Origin of the sequence: Xylophilus sp. Leaf220, from assembly GCF_001421705.1 — a bacterium.
GTDB lineage: Bacteria > Pseudomonadota > Gammaproteobacteria > Burkholderiales > Burkholderiaceae_C > Xylophilus.
The window spans coordinates 249,164-267,346 of sequence record NZ_LMKO01000023.1 but is presented as its reverse complement, the minus strand read 5'-3'; the positions used below and the strand labels follow the sequence as shown (position 1 = coordinate 267,346).

The 18,183-nt window shown below is 70.2% G+C and carries 15 protein-coding genes and 2 riboswitches; of the genes, 9 read left to right on the top strand and 6 right to left on the bottom strand.

What is annotated here, in order from left to right:
• Positions 1 to 151: 151 nt before the first annotated feature.
• Positions 152 to 1,435 carry a DUF3108 domain-containing protein gene (locus ASE76_RS15070; RefSeq protein WP_055841094.1) on the bottom strand — a complete coding sequence of 428 codons (1,284 nt, stop codon included), beginning with the start codon at positions 1,433 to 1,435 and terminating at the stop codon, positions 152 to 154.
• Here ASE76_RS15070 and ASE76_RS15065 point away from each other — a divergent pair.
• From ASE76_RS15065 to ASE76_RS21245, 3 genes are all read left to right on the top strand, one after another.
• Positions 1,434 to 2,471 (top strand): fumarylacetoacetate hydrolase family protein, encoded by a 1,038-nt coding sequence (locus ASE76_RS15065; RefSeq protein WP_055841090.1) that lies wholly within the window; start codon positions 1,434 to 1,436, stop codon positions 2,469 to 2,471. The genes ASE76_RS15070 and ASE76_RS15065 overlap by 2 nt on opposite strands.
• A gap of 67 nt (positions 2,472 to 2,538) precedes the next feature.
• Entirely contained in the window at positions 2,539 to 3,399 is an 861-nt protein-coding gene (locus ASE76_RS21250) for a helix-turn-helix domain-containing protein (RefSeq protein WP_236698473.1), read from the top strand.
• A complete protein-coding gene (locus ASE76_RS21245) occupies positions 3,375 to 4,178 on the top strand; it encodes an ATP-binding protein (RefSeq protein ID WP_236698472.1) in 804 nt (267 codons plus the stop codon). Before ASE76_RS21250 ends, ASE76_RS21245 begins: the two co-directional genes overlap by 25 nt.
• A 162-nt stretch (positions 4,179 to 4,340) precedes the next feature.
• Here the strand turns inward: ASE76_RS21245 and ASE76_RS15055 are convergent, their stop codons facing one another.
• Entirely contained in the window at positions 4,341 to 5,528 is a 1,188-nt protein-coding gene (locus tag ASE76_RS15055) for a toxin-antitoxin system YwqK family antitoxin (protein WP_168389264.1), read from the bottom strand.
• 202 nt (positions 5,529 to 5,730) lie between these two features.
• Between ASE76_RS15055 and ASE76_RS15050 the strand changes: the two genes are divergently transcribed.
• The gene (locus tag ASE76_RS15050; RefSeq protein WP_055841084.1) at positions 5,731 to 6,771 is read left to right on the top strand and encodes a PhaM family polyhydroxyalkanoate granule multifunctional regulatory protein; all 1,041 of its coding nucleotides are present in this window, start codon (positions 5,731 to 5,733) and stop codon (positions 6,769 to 6,771) included.
• Entirely contained in the window at positions 6,768 to 8,060 is a 1,293-nt protein-coding gene (locus ASE76_RS15045) for an FIST N-terminal domain-containing protein (protein WP_055841435.1), read from the top strand. The genes ASE76_RS15050 and ASE76_RS15045 overlap by 4 nt, the downstream gene beginning before the upstream one ends.
• 66 nt (positions 8,061 to 8,126) lie before the next feature.
• Here the strand turns inward: ASE76_RS15045 and ASE76_RS15040 are convergent, their stop codons facing one another.
• Positions 8,127 to 9,047 carry an isopenicillin N synthase family oxygenase gene (locus tag ASE76_RS15040; protein ID WP_055841081.1) on the bottom strand — a complete coding sequence of 307 codons (921 nt, stop codon included), beginning with the start codon at positions 9,045 to 9,047 and terminating at the stop codon, positions 8,127 to 8,129.
• A 152-nt stretch (positions 9,048 to 9,199) separates the two neighbouring features.
• Between ASE76_RS15040 and ASE76_RS15035 the strand changes: the two genes are divergently transcribed.
• On the top strand, positions 9,200 to 10,666 hold the full coding sequence (locus ASE76_RS15035; RefSeq protein WP_156362797.1) for a hypothetical protein: 1,467 nt from the start codon (positions 9,200 to 9,202) through the stop codon (positions 10,664 to 10,666).
• On the opposite strand, the gene ASE76_RS15030 is transcribed toward ASE76_RS15035, so the two are convergent.
• On the bottom strand, positions 10,617 to 11,924 hold the full coding sequence (locus ASE76_RS15030; protein ID WP_055841075.1) for a D-amino acid dehydrogenase: 1,308 nt from the start codon (positions 11,922 to 11,924) through the stop codon (positions 10,617 to 10,619). The genes ASE76_RS15035 and ASE76_RS15030 overlap by 50 nt on opposite strands.
• Positions 11,925 to 12,009: 85 nt before the next feature.
• A riboswitch (glycine riboswitch) is annotated at positions 12,010 to 12,129 on the bottom strand.
• A gap of 13 nt (positions 12,130 to 12,142) precedes the next feature.
• Positions 12,143 to 12,247: riboswitch (glycine riboswitch) on the bottom strand.
• A gap of 86 nt (positions 12,248 to 12,333) precedes the next feature.
• Positions 12,334 to 13,065, bottom strand: coding sequence for a helix-turn-helix transcriptional regulator (locus ASE76_RS15025; protein ID WP_055841071.1), 732 nt, complete (start codon positions 13,063 to 13,065; stop codon positions 12,334 to 12,336).
• A 121-nt stretch (positions 13,066 to 13,186) separates the two neighbouring features.
• On the opposite strand from ASE76_RS15025, the gene ASE76_RS15020 reads away from it, so the two are divergent.
• Complete coding sequence (locus ASE76_RS15020; RefSeq protein ID WP_055841066.1) at positions 13,187 to 15,142, top strand: MFS transporter; 1,956 nt, start codon at positions 13,187 to 13,189, stop codon at positions 15,140 to 15,142.
• Between the two features lie 24 nt (positions 15,143 to 15,166).
• Here the strand turns inward: ASE76_RS15020 and poxB are convergent, their stop codons facing one another.
• Entirely contained in the window at positions 15,167 to 16,906 is a 1,740-nt protein-coding gene (gene poxB / locus ASE76_RS15015; protein WP_055841063.1) for a ubiquinone-dependent pyruvate dehydrogenase, read from the bottom strand.
• Positions 16,907 to 17,102: 196 nt separating this feature from the next.
• Here poxB and ASE76_RS15010 point away from each other — a divergent pair, with 196 nt between their 5' ends.
• Complete coding sequence (locus ASE76_RS15010; RefSeq protein ID WP_055841060.1) at positions 17,103 to 17,609, top strand: YiaA/YiaB family inner membrane protein; 507 nt, start codon at positions 17,103 to 17,105, stop codon at positions 17,607 to 17,609.
• Between the two features lie 80 nt (positions 17,610 to 17,689).
• Entirely contained in the window at positions 17,690 to 18,166 is a 477-nt protein-coding gene (locus ASE76_RS15005; protein WP_055841057.1) for a hypothetical protein, read from the top strand.
• The last annotated feature ends 17 nt before the right edge of the window (positions 18,167 to 18,183 follow it).

The following is an 18,183-nucleotide window of genomic DNA, read 5'->3' as shown; positions in this document are numbered from 1 at the left end:
AGAACTCTCTGGCATTTAGCAACGTTGATGCCAGTTTCAAGTGTAGGGGACCTCGCCGGGCGTTTTTTTATCGCATTGGCGCGTAAGACACAGCGCCCTCGTCCCGACTTGGGCTGCAGGGGGCATGGCCCGCCCGCGGCGCGCCGGGACGTCAGGGCTTGCCCAGGCTGTCGAGCTTCTGGTCGACATAGTCGCCGTTCTGCTGGGTGATGCGGATGCGCACTGGCAGATAGCCCAGGGCCGGTGCGTACCAGACCTCGACCCGGGTATCGAACTCCTTGCGCGGCGCCCGCTCCAGCCGCACCGCATCCACCTTGCCCGCGGGCAGGTCCAGCGGCTCGCGGGCGGCGATGGTGAAGGTCCAGTCCTCCGCGTCGCGGGTGCCGACGGTCTGCAGCGCGATCGACGAGCCTTCGGGGTAGCGCGTCGGATCGCCCGCCAGCAGCGCGCCCAGCTGCATGAACACGCCCAGCCGGTCCTGCGCCCCGGCGTACAGCGGCGCCTCGGGCGCGTTGGAGCTGAAGACGACGCTGCCCTTGTCGCGCTCGAAATGCGCCGCCTGCTCGCTGCGCCGCGCCTTGTCGCCGAAGCGCTCGGGCACCAGGCCGGTCGCGTCGATCCGGCCGGTGCTGGTCTGCACCCGCGAGCCGACCAGGAAGGCGCTGACCTCCATCCGCGCGTCGTAGCGGTCGCCCTCCTGCTGCCAGACCAGCTCCGACTTGGCGTGCCAGGTCATGCCCTTGGCATTGCCCTCGGCGCTGTAGAGCATCCGGACGGAGGCCGGCACGCCGACCGGCGGGCTCCACGGCGGGCCTTCCAGCACGTACCGCTCGGGCGTCGCCGCCGCCGCAGTCCCCGCGGGGGCCGCCGCCACGCCCGCCGGGCCCGCTGCACCGCCGCTGCCGGATCCGCCCGTGCCCACCGACGCGCCCGCGCCGGCCGGGGCGCCCGCGGCGGCCGCCGGCCCGATGGAGGCGGAAGGTCCCACCGACGCCGACGGCCCGACGGAGGCGCTCGGCCCGACCGAGGCGGAAGGCCCGATCGAGGCGACCGGTCCGATCGACGCCGCCGCCAGCGGATCGGCCGCGGGTGGCGACGGGGCGGGTGCCGGCGGCGGCGCCGGCGCGGGAGGCGGTGCCGGCGGCGGCTTCGGCTTGGGTGCCGGCGCAGGGGCCGGCGGTGGCGCGGGCGGCGGGGCCGGCGGCTGCGGCGGAGCCACCGGCGCGGGGGGCGCTGGCGGTGCGGGGGGCGCCACCATCCGGGTGACGAAGGGCGTGGCGCTGGCGGGCGGCGGAGCGTCGGGCAGGCCCGGCGGCACCCAGCCGAGCGCAGCCAGGTGGGCCGCCAGTACGGCGGCGGTCAGGGCGGCCAGGGTGCGGACGGGAATGCCGCCCGCAGGGCTCTGCGGAACGGTTCCGGGGATACTTGCTGCCATGAAACTTGCTACCTACAAGGACGGATCGCGCGACGGCCAGTTGCTGGTCGTCTCGCGCGACCTGGCCTCGGCCCATTATGCGACCGGCATCGCCGGCCGCCTGCAGCAGGTGCTGGACGACTGGAACTTCCTCTCGCCCCAGCTGCAGGACCTGAGCGACGAGCTCAACGCCGGCCGTGTCCGCCACGCGTTCCCGTTCGAGCCCGCCCGCTGCATGGCGCCCCTGCCGCGCGCCTACCAGTGGGCCGACGGCTCGGCCTACCTGAACCATGTCGAGCTCGTGCGCCAGGCCCGGGGCGCCGAGGTGCCCGCGAGCTTCTACACCGACCCCCTCATGTACCAGGGCGGCAGCGACGATTTCGCAGGCCCCTGCGACCCGGTCGTGGTGCCGTCCGAAGCCTTCGGCATCGACTTCGAGGCCGAGATCGCCGTCGTCACCGCCGACGTGCGGATGGGCGCCACGCCCGAGCAGGCGCTGGACGGCATCCGTCTGGTGATGCTGGCCAACGACGTCAGCCTGCGCAACCTGATCCCGGCCGAGCTGGCCAAGGGCTTCGGCTTCTTCCAGAGCAAGCCCGCCACCGCCTTCAGCCCGGTGGCCGTCACCCTCGACGAGCTGGGCGAGGCCTGGCAGGGCGGCCGGCTGCACCTCACGCTGCAGAGCAGCTGGAACGGCCGCAAGGTCGGCATGTGCGACGCCGGCCCCGACATGACCTTCCACTTCGGCCAGCTGGTGGCCCACATCGCCCGGACCCGCAACGTGCGCGCCGGCAGCATCGTCGGCAGCGGCACCGTCAGCAACAAGGGCGTGGAGAAGAACGGCCGCCTGGAATGGCCCAAGGGCTACAGCTGCATCGCCGAGAAGCGCTGCATCGAGACGATCCAGGACGGCGCGCCCAAGACCGATTTCATGCGCTACGGCGACACGATCCGCATCGAGATGAAGGGACGCGACGGGCAGAGCGTCTTCGGCGCGATCGACCAGGACGTGGTGGGGGTAGAGGGTTCAGACACCTCTGCTTCCGCGGTGGCGTGAACATGGTCGCGTTCGTCATCATCGCCTAGCCGCTTGATTTTTGAATTTCCGTTTCGCCAAGACCACCATGCCCACTTCACCTGCTCAACTCCAGCAATGGATGGTCGAACCCGAAGGTCAGCGGCTTGAATTCAAAGAGGCCAAGCAGCGCTTCGACTTTGAGAATTTGTTGAAGTACTGCGTCGCCCTGGCAAACGAAGGCGGTGGTAGGGTGGTGCTGGGGGTCACCGACCAGCGACCTCGGCGCATCGTCGGTTCCTCTGCTTTCGACACGCCCGAGCGAACCGAGGCGGGCTTGCACCAACGCCTGGGCCATCGAATTCCGGTGGAGGAACTGCGGCTGCCCGAGGGGAGGGTGGTGATAGTGCACGTACCGTCGCGCTTGCCGGGCACGGCATGGCAAGTCGGTGGCTGCTATTACAAGCGGGCCGGCGACGACCTTGCACCCTTGGGACACCAGGAATTGCAGGCGATGTTCGCCGAGGCAGGGCCGGACTTCTCCGCACAGCCTTGTCCAGGCGCTACGTTGTCCGATCTGGCGCCTGCATCGATCGCCTTGTTCCGAGACCGCTGGGCGCAGAAAACAGCCGACCCGCGCAAGCGGGATGAGAGCGACGCTCAAACTCTGCGGGATGCCGAATTGCTGGTGGAAGGCGACCAGATCAGCTACGCGGCTCTGGTCCTGTTCGGCACCCGTGCCGCATTGACGCAGAGGTTGGGGCAGGCAGAGCTTGTATTCGAATACCGGTCCTCCGAAGCGGCCGGCCCGGCCGCTGATCGGGAAGAATACCGGGAAGTTTTTTTCGCTTGGCAGGACGCGTTGTGGAAAAAGATCAACCTGCGCAACGACCGGCAGAGCTACCAGGATGATTTCTTTCGCATGGACCTGCCACCTTCGACGAGGTGCCGGTGCGCGAAGCGGTATTGAATGCAGTGGCGCACCGTGACTACCGGCTCGGCGGATCGATCTTCGTACGGCAGTTCGCCAAGCGACTGGAGGTGGTGAGCCCCGGCGGCTTGCCGCCCGGCATCACACCCGAAAACATCATCGATCAGCAGAATCCGCGCAACCGCCGGCTTGCCGAGGCGCTGGCCCGTTGTGGCCTGATCGAACGCTCGGGCCAGGGTCTCAATCTCATGGTAGAGAACGCGGTACGACACGGCAAGCCGTTGCCCAGCTTCGCCGGAACCGCGGCCCATGAAGTGCGGCTGACTCTAGAAGGCGGTGTGCGCAACCCTGCTTTCGTGAGCTTCATGGAAAAGCTGGGCGATCAGGCTTTGCGCTCGCTCTCCACCGATGATTTTCTGACGCTGGATGCAGTGCATCGCGAACAACCCCTGACCTCGCGTCTGAAAGATCGACTGCCAGGTCTGGTGTCTCTGGGAGCGATTGAAGCCATCGGTCGTGGCAGAGGCGCCAAGCACTTGCTGTCGCGAGACTTCCATGCGGCGTTAGGGGCCAAGGGTGTCTACACCCGAAAAAAAGGGTTGGATCGCAACACGACCAAGGCGTTGCTGCTTCGGCATATCGACGACAGCGCCAGCAGCGGCACAAAGATGGAAGAACTGCAACAGGTGTTGCCGGCACTGCCGCGATGTCAGATACAGGTGCTGCTGCGGGAACTCAGAAAAGAAGGCGCCGTGCATTCCATCGGCGTGACAAAGGGCGCACGTTGGTACCCCGGGCCTGGTTCGATTGCAATTTAGTTGTCGAGATGCTTAGCCGGTCGGTTGCCAAATATGCATTGGCGATGCTAGTGCTTTGATTTGATTGGTATTTCTGTTGGGCGTGATTGCAATCGTATGCAATAGCGTTGCAATTGGGATCAGCAGCGCGGCTTCTACAGGCCCTCCCGCGTACAACAGTTCTTACCGAGCCAGCGCCCGACGCGAGCCTTCTTCGAGTACATCCTCGTCGCGCACTACTTGGCCGGCTTCGTCGTAGGTACGTTCGCGACTGAGCCGGCCGCGGGCGTCGTAGACCGATTCGGACTTCAGCCGGCCCTGGATGTCGAAGCGGCGGTGGGTGCCGGTGGGGATCGGTGCGTAGCGGCCGGTGTCGGTGTAGCGGCTTTCGGCCGCGAGCACGCCGTTCTCGTAGAACTCGCGTGTGTCCAGCACGCGAACGGTGCCGACGAGGTTGTACTGCGCCACGTTGCGCCGCTGGCCGTTGGGATAGAAAGTCGATTCGCCGCTGAGCTCGCCCTGCGCCCAGCGGCGCTCGCGCACCAGCACGCCGGTGTGCGAGAACTCCTGCTCGCGCTCGCGCACCGCCTTGCCGTCCGCGATGCTCCAGACCAGCTCGCGGCGCTTGGTGCCGACGGTGTCGAAGCTGCGCTCGATACGGCGGGTGGCGCTCAGTTCTTCCTGCTGCGAGACGTGGCCGTTTTCCTGCAGCGTCTCGTAGCGCACCCGCTTGCCGGCGACATAGGTGCCGCGGGAGCGCACCACGCCGGTCTCCGAATAGAAGGCGACCTGCGACGGCTTGCCCGAGAAGCCGCACAGCCGCGCGTCGTCGACCGCCGGCGCCAGCACCGGCTGGTCGGCGCAGAGCAGCCGCCGCAGGTCGCCGTGGGCGTTGAATTCGGCCGAGGCCAGCTCGCCCTTAGGGCTGCTGAAGCTGGCACGCTGCAGCTGGCCGTTGGCGTAGAAGCTGCGCGCCAGGCCGACCTGGCGGCCGTCGTCGTAGACCGCGTCCCGCAGAACCTGGCCCGACGGTGCGAACTCCCGGGCGCGTCCCTGGAGGTTGCCGCGGTCGTTCAGGACATGCTCGCGCGAGAGCCTGCTTTCGCTGAAATAGCGCACCTGGCCGATGAACTTGCCATCCTGCACTTCCTGTTCGCGGGCGAGCACGCCGGTGCTGCGCTCCCGGCAGCGGATCGTGCCGGTGCGGCCCTGGAGGCTGTCGCCGCCGATCGGGCTGACGAACTCGCCGTTCAGGTCGCAGTCCTGGACGGCCCATGCCGAACCGCAAAAGACCAGGCCCAGGCCGGCGGCGATCCAGCGGTGGAGCGGGGGCGTGCCGCAGAGCGGTGCACGGCGAGACAACAAGGACAACGGCGGCTCCAGAATCATGTCGGTCGGATACGTGTTCAAAGCCTGCGTGCGGATCGAGCTTACTCCGCGCCAGCGCTTGCGCCACGGGGCCGACGGCCGGGATTACATGCGGAAACACTGTGTTGGGCGCGGAGTGAAACACGGGCTGCTTGCGGTAAGCTGACTGCCTGTCGGCGCCACCCCACAACACCAGGAGACAGCCATGCCCGAGTCCCCCGCCTTCGGCTTCGGCCAGTACGTTCCCGGCTTCGATTTTTTGCAGACGCTGGCGGAGTCGGCCGCCAAGGGCATGCCCCGCGCCGCGCCCGCGGGCATGCCCGACTGGGCGGGGTGGGTCGCCCCCACGCTGCAGCCCGAAGAGCTCGACAAGCGCATCAAGGAACTCAAGACGGTGCAGTTCTGGCTGGAGCAGAACGCCCGCGCGCTGGCCGCCACCATCCAGGCGCTCGAGGTGCAGAAGATGTCGCTCGCCACGCTGCGCGGCATGAACGTGCAGATGGGCGATCTGGCCTCGGCCTTCCGCTTTCCGACGGCCGACGGCGCTTCGGCGGCGGCCGACCCGCCGGCGGCGCCTGCGTCCGCCCCCCGCGCCGCGGGCGCGCCGGGGCCTTACGACGACATGTACACCGCCGGCGCCGGCAGTGCCGCGCACAGGGCGGCACCCCAGCCCGAGCCGGCCGCCGCCGAGCAGGCCGCGCCAGGCGCGTCTGCTTCTGCTTCTGCGTCCGCATCCGCGCCGCAGGCCGATGCCGCGCCACCGGCCGACACGCCGCCGGCCGCCGCCGGCACTCCGGGCGCGGCGGGCGTCGCCGATCCGCTCCAGTGGTGGAATGCCCTGACCGAGCAGTTTCAGCAGATCGCCACCGCCGCGATCCAGGACGCGGCGCGCCAGCCGCCGGTCATGGCGGCCGCGGCGCCGCTGGCCGATGCGGCACGCCAGGCTTTCGATGCGGCCACCCGCATGGCCTCGGGCGTGGCCGCGGCCGCCGGCGCCGGAGCCTCGCCTGCGGGCGCAGCGCAAAAGGCGCCGTCCGCCCCGGCCCGCCCGCCGAAGACTACGCCGCGCAAGGCCGTGGCCCGCGCACCGAAGGCGCCGTCGCCCCGCGGCGCTGCCGCACCCGCCGCCCGTTGGGTCGCCCGGCCTCCCGCGCCGGCCGCTTCGTCCGCGGCACCGCGCACGGCGCGCCGCACTCCTCCACCGGCCGCGGCGCCCACCGCCCCGCGCCCCACCCGCAAACGATGAAACTTTTTCCCTACGGCCATGCGACCCACCCGCAATGGCGCATGGCGGTCGGCCTGGTGCTGGCGCAGCTGCGTGCCCAGATGGCGCTGCCCGACCATGCGTCGTCGCCCCCGCTGGCGCTGCTCTACATCACCGACCACTACGCCGCCGACGCGCAGGAAATCCTCGACGCGCTGAGCGCCGAGCTGCCCGAGGTGACCGACTGGGCCGGCACCGTCGGCGTCGGCGTGGCGGTCAACAACGCCGAGTATTTCGACGAGCCGGCGCTGGCGGTGATGCTCTGCGACCTGCCGCCCGAGCAGTACCGCGTCTTCTCCGGCGTGGCGCCGCTCGGCTCGCTGGCCACCGGCAGCTTCGACGCCTACACCGCGCTGCTGCATTCCGATGCGCAGATGCCCGACCTGAACGAGCTGATCGGCGAGCTGGCCGACCGCACCGCCACCGGCTATCTCTTCGGCGGCCTAGCCGCCAGCCGCCACGGCACGGTGCAGTTCGCCGTGGGCGGCAACGGCAACATCCGCGGGCAGGGCGCGGCCGGTGGCGTGTTTCAGGGCGGGTTGAGCGGCGTGGCCTTCGGCCCCGGCGTACAGCTGGTCTCGCGCGTCACCCAGGGCTGCCTGCCGGTGGCGCGGGGCCACGCGGTCACCGCGGCGCAGGACAACGTCATCACCCAGCTCGACGGCGAGCCGGCGCTCGAGGTGCTGCTGCGCGAGCTGGGCGTGTCGATGGACGATCCGCAGCATGCGCTGGAGAAGGTGCGGGCTACCCTGGTCGGCCTGCAGTCGCCGCAGGACGGCGGCGCCAGCGACCTGGTGGGCAGGGCGGGCAACTTCGGCGTCGACACCCGGGTGCGGCATATCGTCGGGCTCGATCCGGCGCGCCAGGGCGTGGCGGTGGCCGAGCGGGTCGAGGCCGGCATGCGCATGGCCTTCTGCCAGCGCAACGTGCAGGCGGCCCGGGCCGACCTGGTGCGCATCTGCGCCGAAATCCGCGAGGAGCTGGAGCCCGAAGAGCTGCCGCTGGTGACCGCCGAGGCGCTCTCGGCGCCCGAGGCCGAATCCCGGCCGCACCTGGCGCGCCGCATCGCGGGTGCGCTGTACGTCAGCTGCGCCGGCCGTGGCGGCCCGCACTTCGGCGGGCCGAGCGCCGAGCTGCAGATCCTGCGCCACGCGCTGGGCGACGTGCCGCTGGTGGGCTTCTTCGCCGGCGGCGAGATCGCCCGGCACCACGTCTACGGCTACACCGGCGTGCTGACGGTGTTCGTGACCGCGGAAGAGCCCGCAACCTAGTTTGCTATAGAAATGATAGCTGGTGGCAGGCGACCGACGCCGGCTGCGGGCACATTTCTTCTGAATCTACGCCTTGCCGTAGGTCGAGGCGAAGCGCTGCTGCAGGTAGTCGTGCGCGGTGATCGGCGCATGGCGCGGCGCCTGGCCGGCCGGGACGCAGCCGGGCAGGGCGCTCACCAGCGCGTCGGGGTTCGGGTCCAGGAAGAAGGCGATGGAATAGCGCTCCCGCGCCGGCGGCGCGACCCGGTGCGGCGTGGAGACGTACACGTCGTTCGTCCAGCGCATCAGGCAGTCGCCGATGTTGCAGACGAAGGCGCCCGGCACCTGCGGCGCATCCAGCCAGGTGCCGTCGCGCCGCCGCACCTGCAGGCCGGCCACGCCGTCGGTCGCGAGCAGGGTGACGTTGCCGTAGTCGGTGTGGGTGCCGGCGCCGGGCAAACCGGGCGGGGCGTCGTCGTCGAGCGCGGCCGGGTAGCGCAGCAGCCGCAGCGTCGCCAGCGGCTGGTCGATCTTGTCGGCGAAGAAATCCTCCGGCTGGCCCAGGTCGGCGGCGAAGGCGGTGTGCAGCCGCTGGCCGACCGCCAGCACCGCATCGAAGTAGGCCTGCACCCGCGCCGGCCAGCCGTCGATCGGCGGCCAGACGTTGGCCGGCCGGGTCGCGCCGCCGTCGGTCCAGATGAGGTTGAAGGCTTCCTTCAGGTCGGCGGCCGTCGTCTCGTCGAGTGCCTCCACCCCCAGGCCCACGTAGCCCCGGTTGTGCCCGTGGCGCGCGATGGCCAGCGCGCGCTTGGCGTCGTTCGGCAGCGCGAACACCTCGTGCGCTGCACGGAAGGCATCCTGCACCAGCGCATCGGGCACGCCGTGGCCGGTGACCAGGAAGAAGCCGGTGCCCCGGCAGGCCGCACCGACCGCGGCGGCCACCTTCCGGCGCTCGGCGGCGTCGGGGGACGCGAGGGGGGCGATGTCGATGACGGGGATGTCGTGCATCGGCAGATGCTGCCACGGGATCGGCCCCGGCGCCACCGCGACCGCTGCGGCCGCCTCCCTAGAATCCGCGCAAACCAAGAGGGGCGAGGAAGATGCAGAAGCGTGTCGATGGGCTGCGGTGGCTGGCGTGGTGCCTGTTCGCCGCCACGGTCGTGAAGATCGCCGCGGTGATTTTCGCGTCGCCGATGGTGGGCTATGCCAACAACTACGACTTCGTGCGTTCGTCCGAATGCACCGGCGTGTGGAGCAGCGCGAACGGCGCGGTGGCCATTCCCCACCATCGAGCGCCGCGTGCCGAGCTTCTCTACGACGGACGTACCGATGCAGAGGGGTGCATGGTGTCGTTCGACAACCTTTTCGTGCGGCTGGCCCGCCTGCCGCATGCTGTGGGCGATACCTTCGATCTGCGCGAAGTCGGTGCCTGGAAGCTGGCGCTGCTGGTCGCCGGCGTGGCGGTGTTGCTGGCGGTGGTACGGCAGTCCGCCGTGCTGCTGGCCTGCGCCGTCGTGTTCGGGCTGGTGTTCGGGGACATGTCGGTCCTGCCGTACTTCAATTCGATGTATGCCGAGTTCTCGGTCGTGGGCAGCCTGTTCTTCGCCATGGCGGCCTGTGCCTGGCTGTGCGCCGTGCCGCAGTGGCCGGGTCTGGGCCGGGTGGCGCTGCTGCTGGGGCCGGGCGTCGTGTGGCTGGGGTTCAGCAAGCAGCAGTACGGATTCTTCGCATCGGCCCTGCTCGTCTACGCCGGGCTGGTACTGGTGGCGCGGTGGCGACGCTGGCGGCTGGCCGGCGCGCTGGCGGTGTTGGCGCTGGCCATGCCGCTGAGCTTCGCAGCGCTCAATCCGTCCGATCGGGTCGTGATGCAGAGCATCGCGAAAGCCAACAAGTTCAATACCTTCTTCTGGGCGGTGCTGCCTGCGGCGAGCGACAAGGACGCCGCGCTGCAGACGCTGCGCCTGCCGGCATCGTGCCGCGGTGCCATCGGTCTGAGCTGGTTCACGCCGGGGCTCGAGGACCACAAGCCCTGTCCCGAGATCGTGCAGGCCTCGCGGCGTCGGCTCCCGCTGCTGTTCGCCCAGGATGCCGCGACGTTCCTGGTGCCGATGCGCCATGCGGTCGCCAGCACCCGCCCGCTGTATCCGGTCTACCTGGCCTGGTTCGAGCGCCCCGGCGATGCACAGCGTGGCAAGTACGTCCTCATGCGCGAAACCTCTTTCTCGCGCTGGGTGGAACGGTTGCCCGACCGTGCCTACGGCGGTGCTGCGCTGCTGCTGATGGGGCTCGGGGTGGTCATGGTGCCCGGCAGCCTGCTGCTCTGCCTGCGCCGCGGTGCAGGCGATAACCCAGGTCGCGCGGACGTGGCCTCACGCGACCGGTCCGGCCTGCGTCTGGTGGCCTGCCTGCTCGGGCTCGGGGGCATGGCCATCGTCTACTCGCTCGCATCGTCGGTCTTCGGCGACGGCTATGCCGACTTCCCCAAGCATGCGGTCGGTGCGCTGGTAGGCGCGGCTTTCGGCCTTGCGGGCCTGGTGCTGGGGTGTGCCGCACTGTGCTCGCGCGGCACGGCGGCGCTCAGGCAGTCGCCGGCGCCACCCGCGGCGCGGGCCGCTCCGTGCCGGTGAACACGTAGTCGACCTCGGGCGCCAGGCCGCTCACGATCCGGGCGATCGACTTGCCCGATCCACAGGCGTGGGTCCAGCCCAGGGTGCCGTGGCCGGTGTTGAGGAACAGGTTGCCGAGCTTGGTGCGGCCGATCAGCGGCAGGTTGCTTGGCGTGGCGGGGCGCAGGCCGGTCCAGAACTGGGCCTGCGACGCGTCGCCCGCGCCGGGAAAGAGCTGCTCCACACGGCGCACGATGGCCTCGCAGCGCACCGGGTTCAGGTTGCGGTCGTAGCCGTTGAGCTCGGCCGTGCCGGCGATGCGCAGGCGGTCGACGCCGTCGGGCGTGGTCAGGCGGGAGAAGACCAGCTTGTACTCGTCGTCGGTCAGCGAGACCTGGTGCGCGCGGGACGCGTCGGCCACCGGCATCGTGACCGAATAGCCCTTGGCCGGGTAGATCGGCAGGCGGATGCCCAGCGGCGCCGCCAGCAGCGGGCTGAAGGAGCCCATCGCCAGCACGAAGGCATCGCCCCGGATGCGCTGGAAGCGGCCGTCCGGGTCGGTCACCTCGACATGGTCGATGCGGCCGCCCACCTCGCGCAGCGCGGTGATCGTGTGGCCCATGCGGAACTGCACGCCGGCCGCTTCGGCGCGGGCGGCCAGGCCGCGGGCGAAGCGGTTGGCGTCGCCCGATTCGTCCTCCGCGGTGAAGGTGGCGCCGGCCAGCTGCGGCCGGATGTGGGCCAGGGCGGGCTCGATGCGCAGGGCCTCGTCGGCCGAGATCACGCGGCGGTCGCAGCCCAGCTCGCGCATCTGGCGTGCCGGGGCTTCGGCGCCGTCGAACTCTTTCTGGCTGGTGTAGAAGTGCAGGATGCCCTGGGTGCGCTCGGCGTATTCCAGGCCGATGTCGGCGCGCAGCTGCTGCAGCGTGTCGCGGCTGTAGGTGCCCAGGCGCACGATCTGCTCGATGTTGTGGCGGGTGCGGGCCGGGGTGCACTCGCGCAGGAACTGCAGGCCCCAGAGCCACTGGCGCATGTCGGCGCGGATGCGGAACAGCAGCGGCGCGTCCTCGCGGGCCAGCCACTGCAGCACCTTCAGCGGAGCGGAGGGGTTGGCCCAGGGCTCGGCGTGGCTGACCGAGATCTGCCCGCCGTTGGCGAAGCTGGTCTCGGCCGCGGGCGTGGGCTGGCGGTCGATGACCGTGACCTCGTGGCCGAGCTGCTGCAGGTAGTGGGCGGAGGTGAGGCCGAGGAGGCCGGAGCCGAGGACGACGACGCGCATGGCGAAATCCTTTCAGGGTTTCTGCAAGGGGCGCGCGGATGCGGTTGCCGAACGTGGTGGCGCAACCGGACGCACGCGTCCCGTTGCCGCTCCCCCTGTCCTCGGTACCTGAGAGATTCACACCGCAACGGTTGCGGGGCTTGCTCCTTCGGTGCGCCGCCAGCGGCACCGGGGTGCGCTGCGACGTCTCTCCAGACGGCTGTTCAACTAGATGTTGCAGTACCCAGGCCGTCTTGCGTGACGGCCCACCTGAGCGTTCATGGGAGTTTGCGCCTTCGGTGGAATGGGGGCGTGGCCGCCATTCGCTCTCCTGCAGGCGGGATTCTAGGCGGCGCCGGCCCCGCTGCCTAGCCGGGTGGGCGAGAAACATCGCCGACCGCGCGGGGGCGCAGCGAGGTCGCCCGGCGCCTCAGCGCCGCATCGCGGTGAAGGCCGCCAGCTCCCAGCGCCGCATCGCCAGCAGCAGGGTGTAGCTCTCCAGTGCCGCCTCGTCGAGCTTCTGGTCGGCCAGGTGCTGCTGGGCGAAATCCTGCGCAACCCGCTGCAGCCGCTCGAAGAAGGCCGGCGCCAGGGCGCTGCTGATGCTGCCGTGCACCAGCAGCAGGCCTTCGCCCGCCGCGTCGAAGCCGCCGCCGAAATAGTCGAGCACCGCATGCTCGCGGAAATAGTCCATCACCGGGCCGTGCGGCCGCCAGCGGAAGGTCTTCGAGAGCTTGAGGCGGTAGCGGTTGCCGGGCCGCAGCTCGATGATGCCGATGCGGTCGAGCTGCACCAGCGCGCGGATGCCCTCGGCTTCGGTGAGCCGGTAGGCCTCGACCACCTGCTCCAGCGTCCACTGGCTCAGCACGCAGATCGCCATCAGCAGCAGGGTGCGGTCGGCCACCACGGCGCGCTCCTGCTCCAGCGTCAGCCGCACCGTCAGCGGCTGGGCGTCGGCCACGCGGCGGGCCAGGTCGGCGAAATCGAGCTTCAGCGCGCGGCAGATCGCATCTACCCGCGACAGCGGCATGTCGCCCTTGGCCAGCATGCGCTTGACGCTCGATTCGGCCATACCCATGGCGCGCGCCAGGTCGGCATAGGTCAGGCGCGCGGCCTTCAGTTCCTGCTTCAGGGCGATGACCAGATCGGCGGTGGTGCTCATGCGGCGATTGTGTCGCGACGGGTGCGGCCGGCCGCGCGCACGGTGCCGTTTCGGCGCTCGGGCGATCCTGCACAATCCGCCGCACACGGCCCGCGGCGGGCCCGATGCCCTGGAGCCCTGCATGCCCGACACGCTTCCCGCGAACCCCGACGCGCCCGTCCACCCGAACCAGTTCGCCCTGCTGCGCCAGCGCCGCTTCGGCCCGTTCTTCTGGACGCAGTTCGCCGGCGCGGCCAACGACAACCTGTTCAAGTTCGCCTTCACCGTGCTGGTGACCTACCAGCTGTCGGTGTCGTGGATGCCGCCGGCGATGGCCGGGCTGGTGATCGGCGCGCTGTTCATCCTGCCCTTCCTGCTGTTCTCGGCCACCTCGGGCCAGCTCACCGACAAGCACGACAAGACGCAGATGATCCGGTTCGTGAAGAACCTCGAGATCGCCATCATGCTGCTGGCGGCCGCGGGTTTCGTGCTGGGCAACGTGGTGGTGCTGCTGGTCTGCACCTTCCTTATGGGCTTGCACTCCACGCTCTTCGGACCGGTGAAGTTCGCCTACCTGCCCCAGGTGCTGCACGAGCGGGAGCTGACCGGCGGCAACGGCATGGTCGAGATGGGCACCTTCGTCGCGATCCTGCTCGGCCAGGTGGCGGGCGGCCTGCTGGTGGCGGTGCCGCAGGTGGGGCACGCCTGGGTGGCGGGCGCCTGCGTGGCGCTGGCGCTGCTGGGGCGGCTGGTGGCGCAAGGCATCCCGAGCGCGCCCGCGACCGATCCGCAGCTCAGGATCAACTGGAACCCGTTCACCGAGACCTGGCGCAACCTGAAGCTGGCGCACGGCAACACGGTGGTGTTCCGCTCGCTGCTGGGCATCAGCTGGATGTGGTTCTTCGGCGCGGTGTTCCTGAGCCAGTTCCCCAACTTCGCCAAGGAGGTGCTGCACGGCGACGAGCGCGTCGCCTCGCTGCTGCTGGTGGTGTTCTCGGTGGGCATCGGCACCGGCTCCCTGCTCTGCGAGGTGCTGAGCCGCCGGCAGGTGGAGATCGGGCTGGTGCCGCTCGGCGCGATCGGCATGAGCGTGTTCGCGATCGACCTGTACTTCGCCTCGCGCGGCCTGCCGGCGGTGCCGGTGATGGGCCTCTCGGCCTTCGTGTCGCAGGCGGAGCACTGGCGGGTGATGGCCGACCTGGCGCTGCTGAGCCTGTTCGCCGGCCTCTACAGCGTGCCGATGTACGCGCTGATCCAGCTGCGCAGCCAGCCGACGCACCGGGCCCGGATCATCGCGGCCAACAACATCCTCAATGCGCTGTTCATGATCGCCAGCTCGGTGATCGCCGGCGGCCTGCTGGCGGCGGGCGCTACGGTGCCGCAGATCTTCCTGCTGACCGGCATCGCCAACGCGCTGGTGGCGGCCTACATCTTCCTGCTGGTGCCCGAGTACCTGCTGCGCTTCATCGCCTGGGTGGCCTCGCGCTTCGTCTACCGCTTCCAGATCCGGGGCGACGCGCAGATCCCGCTGCAGGGCGCGGCGGTGCTTGTCTGCAACCACGTGAGCTTCGTCGACCCGGTGTTGCTGATGGCCGCCAGCCCTCGGCCGATCCACTTCGTGATGGACCACCGCATCTTCGCCACGCCGGTGCTGGGCGCCCTGTTCCGGCTGGCCAAGGCGATCCCGATCGCGCCGCAGAAGGAAGACCCGGCCATCTACGAGGCCGCCTTCGCCCGGGTGGCGCATGCGCTGCGCGAAGGCGAGCTGGTCGCCATCTTTCCCGAGGGTGCGATCACGCAGGACGGCACGCTCCAGCCCTTCAAGGGCGGCATCATGAAGATCCTCGAGCAGGCGCGTGCCGACGGGCTGGAGGTACCGGTAGTGCCGATGGCGCTATCGAACCTGTGGGGTTCCTTCTTCAGCCGGATCGAGCTGCGCGGCGGCAAACGCCGGGCGATGGTCAAGCCGTTCCGGCGCGGCTTCTTCAACCGGGTGGGGCTGGACGTGGGTGCGCCCCTGCCGGCCGCAGAGGTACAGCCCGCGCTGCTGCAGGCGCGGGTGCAGCAACTGCTGGCCGCACCGGCCGCGAAGGTCTGAGGCGCCGGCGCCACCGCGGTTGCGTCAGCGCAGCAGGTTGGTCTTGGCCAGGTCCAGCAGGGTGCCGCCGCGGCCGTCGATCACCGCCTTCAATGCGTACAGGCCGAAGCCCTTGGCCTGGGCCGCGGTGATCTTGGGCGGGATCGACAGCTCCTGCCGCGCCACCACCACGTCGACCACCACCGGCCCGTCGTGCGCCAGCGCGCCGCGCAGGCCGGCATCGAGCTGGCCCGGATGCTCGATCCGCACGCCGTGGATGCCGGCGGCCCGCGCCATCGCGGCGAAGTCGGGGTTCTGCAGCGCCACGCCGGTCTCCAGCAGGCCGGCGGCCTTCATCTCCATCTCGACGAAGCCGAGCGAGCCGTTGTTGAAGACGACGATCTTGGCCGGCAGCTTTTCCTGCGCCAGCGTCAGCAGGTCGCCCATCAGCATGGTGAAGCCGCCGTCGCCCGCCAGCGCGATCACCTGCCGCCCCGGGAACGCCGCCTGCGCGCCGATCGCCTGCGGCATCGCACCCGCCATCGAGCCGTGCACAAAGGAGCCGATCAGCCGGCGCCGGCCGTTCATCTTCAGGTAGCGCGCGGCCCAGATGGTGGGCGTGCCCACGTCCACCGTGAAGACCGCGTCGTCGGCGGCAAGGCGGCTCAGCTCGTGCACCACCTGCTGCGGGTGGATCTGCGAGGCGGCGCCGTCGGTGGGCGGCGCGGCCAGCTCGTCCAGCCCGGCGCGGGCCTTGGAATAGTGCTTCAGGCAGGCCTCCAGGTGCCCGCGGTCGGGCTTCTGCGAGAGGCGCGGCAGCAGCGCTTCCAGCGTGGTCTTCACGTCGCCCACCAGGCCCATGTCGAGCGCGGTGCGCCGGCCCAGCTGCTCCGCGCGCAGGTCGATCTGCACCACCTTCGCCTTCTCGGGAAAGAACTGGCGGTAGGGGAAATCGGTGCCCAGCATCAGCAGCAGGTCGCACTCCATCATCGCGTGGTAGCCCGATGAGAAGCCGATCAGGCCGGTCATGCCGACGTCGAACGGGTTGTCGTATTCCACGATTTCCTTGCCGCCCAGGGCGTGGACGATGGGCGCCTGCAGCCGGCCCGCCAATTCGACCAGCCCCGCGTGCGCGCCCAGGCAGCCGCGGCCGGCCAGGATGGTGACCTTGCCGGCGCCTTCCAGCAGCGCGGCCAGCGCGGTGAGCTGCGCGTCGTCGGGCCGCACCAGCGGCGGCACCGGCAGCAGGGAGGCGCGCGACGAGATGGCGGTCTGCACCGCCGGCAGCAGGGCGATGTCGCCGGGAATGACCACCACCGCCACGCCGCGCTGGCCCACCGCCGCGCGGATCGCCAGGTCGAGGATGCGCGGCATGTGCGACGGGTCGGACACCGATTCGCAGAACACGCTGCAGTCGCGGAACAGCGCCTCGGGCCGTGTCTCCTGGAAGTAGCCCGAGCCGATCTCCTCGGTAGGGATCTGCGCCGCGATCGCCAGCACCGGCACCCGGCTGCGGTGGGCGTCGAACAGGCCGTTGATCAGGTGCAGGTTGCCCGGCCCGCAGGAGCCGGCGCAGACCGCCAGACGGCCGGTCAGGTGGGCCTCGGCCCCGGCGGCGAAGGCGGCGGTTTCCTCGTGGCGCACATGTACCCAGTCGATGTCGCCTTGGGCGCGCAGCACTTCGGTGATGCCGTTCAGGCTGTCGCCCACCACGCCGTAGATGCGCTGGACGCCGGCCTCGCGCAGGGTGTCGACGAACACTTCGGCCACGTTCGGTTGCGCCATCGGAAGCTTTCAGGAGAAGTTGCAGGGCTCCCCATTCTGAGCGCCGCACCTTGGCCGCGGGTAAGGGCCTGTAGCGCAGAAAAGTATCGGAATTCGATACCCGAGGCGTTGAAGGGCGGCATGGATGCAGGAATCCGCACCCGACACGGGGCGTGCCGCAGCACGATGGCGCCACCTCAACCAACGGAGTCTCTCCATGCAAGTTCCCCGAACCACCGCCGCCACCACTACCGCAGCTTTTGCCGCCGTCCGCCGCGATACCCGCGCCTGGCAGTTGCAGGTCTGGGTGTCGTTCGCGCTCGCCGTGTTCCTGTGCGGCACCGGCCTGGCCTGGCTGCCGGGGCAGAGCCTGGACCGTGCGTTCATGGTGATGGGCTATGTGTTCTGCCTGTCGGCGGTCTTCGTGCTGGCCAAGTTCGTGCGGGACAAGGAGGACGCCGTCGGCAGCGACACGCCGCTCTGGGGCCTGGTGGTGTGGGGCGGCTTCGCCGTCGCGATGGGCCTGACCGCCTGGGGCCTGCTGCGGATGGCGATCGATCCGACCTACAAGGCCTTCCTGGGCGTGGCTTGGTTGTTCCTGGTGTCGTCGGCCTTCACCCTGGCCAAGATGCTGCGCGACCGCCACGAAGCCGATCGGGTCGACCCGCTGGCCGGCCGCCGTATGCCGGTGGCCGAGCGTGACGATGGCCGCGACGCAGCCTGACCGTCCGCGCCCTGCAGACGTCGTTCGATCGATTTCCCAAACCGGACGGCCGGGCACCGGCGGTCCACAGGAGCCTTCACATGAACACTCTCTTCGTTTCCCTGCGCAGAAGGGCCGCACTGGCGGCGTTCGGCCTGGCGCTGGCACTTCCCGCAACCCATGCCAGCGCGCAGAGCGAGGCATCGGCCGCACTGTCGATGCTGCCGATCGCCTCGGTGGTCGGCGGTGCCTCGGTGGCCGGTGCTTCTGCCGGCGCGGTACTGGCGGTGCCGGCGGCGCTGTCGGTGGGCGGCGTGGTGCTGACCGTGGCGGCGGTGGAGTCGACCGCCCGCGGCACGGTGTACCTGCTGACCCGGGCGTCCGACGGTGCCCAGGTCAGCGTCGAGGTGGCGGGCCGCGCCGTCTCGGGCGCGGCCCGGGGCGTGGCGACCAGCGTGGGTGCCGCGGTGCTGGTCACGGTGGTCTCGACCGGCGTGGTGCTGTCGGCGGCGGGCGAGGTGCTGGCCTACGTCCCCAACGCGCTCGGCCGGGCGCTGCTGCACAACGAGCGGCTGTGAGCCGCATAGGAGCCGCG

Coding starts and splice junctions, on each gene's coding strand:
- ASE76_RS15065 (WP_055841090.1), top strand. CDS start 1,434: ATGAAACTTGCTACCTACAAGGACGGATCGCGCGACGGCCAGTTGCTG.
- ASE76_RS15070 (WP_055841094.1), bottom strand. CDS start 1,435: ATGGCAGCAAGTATCCCCGGAACCGTTCCGCAGAGCCCTGCGGGCGGC.
- ASE76_RS21250 (WP_236698473.1), top strand. CDS start 2,539: ATGCCCACTTCACCTGCTCAACTCCAGCAATGGATGGTCGAACCCGAA.
- ASE76_RS15050 (WP_055841084.1), top strand. CDS start 5,731: ATGCCCGAGTCCCCCGCCTTCGGCTTCGGCCAGTACGTTCCCGGCTTC.
- ASE76_RS15045 (WP_055841435.1), top strand. CDS start 6,768: ATGAAACTTTTTCCCTACGGCCATGCGACCCACCCGCAATGGCGCATG.
- ASE76_RS15040 (WP_055841081.1), bottom strand. CDS start 9,047: ATGCACGACATCCCCGTCATCGACATCGCCCCCCTCGCGTCCCCCGAC.
- ASE76_RS15030 (WP_055841075.1), bottom strand. CDS start 11,924: ATGCGCGTCGTCGTCCTCGGCTCCGGCCTCCTCGGCCTCACCTCCGCC.
- ASE76_RS15025 (WP_055841071.1), bottom strand. CDS start 13,065: ATGAGCACCACCGCCGATCTGGTCATCGCCCTGAAGCAGGAACTGAAG.
- ASE76_RS15020 (WP_055841066.1), top strand. CDS start 13,187: ATGCCCGACACGCTTCCCGCGAACCCCGACGCGCCCGTCCACCCGAAC.
- poxB (WP_055841063.1), bottom strand. CDS start 16,906: ATGGCGCAACCGAACGTGGCCGAAGTGTTCGTCGACACCCTGCGCGAG.
- ASE76_RS15010 (WP_055841060.1), top strand. CDS start 17,103: ATGCAAGTTCCCCGAACCACCGCCGCCACCACTACCGCAGCTTTTGCC.
- ASE76_RS15005 (WP_055841057.1), top strand. CDS start 17,690: ATGAACACTCTCTTCGTTTCCCTGCGCAGAAGGGCCGCACTGGCGGCG.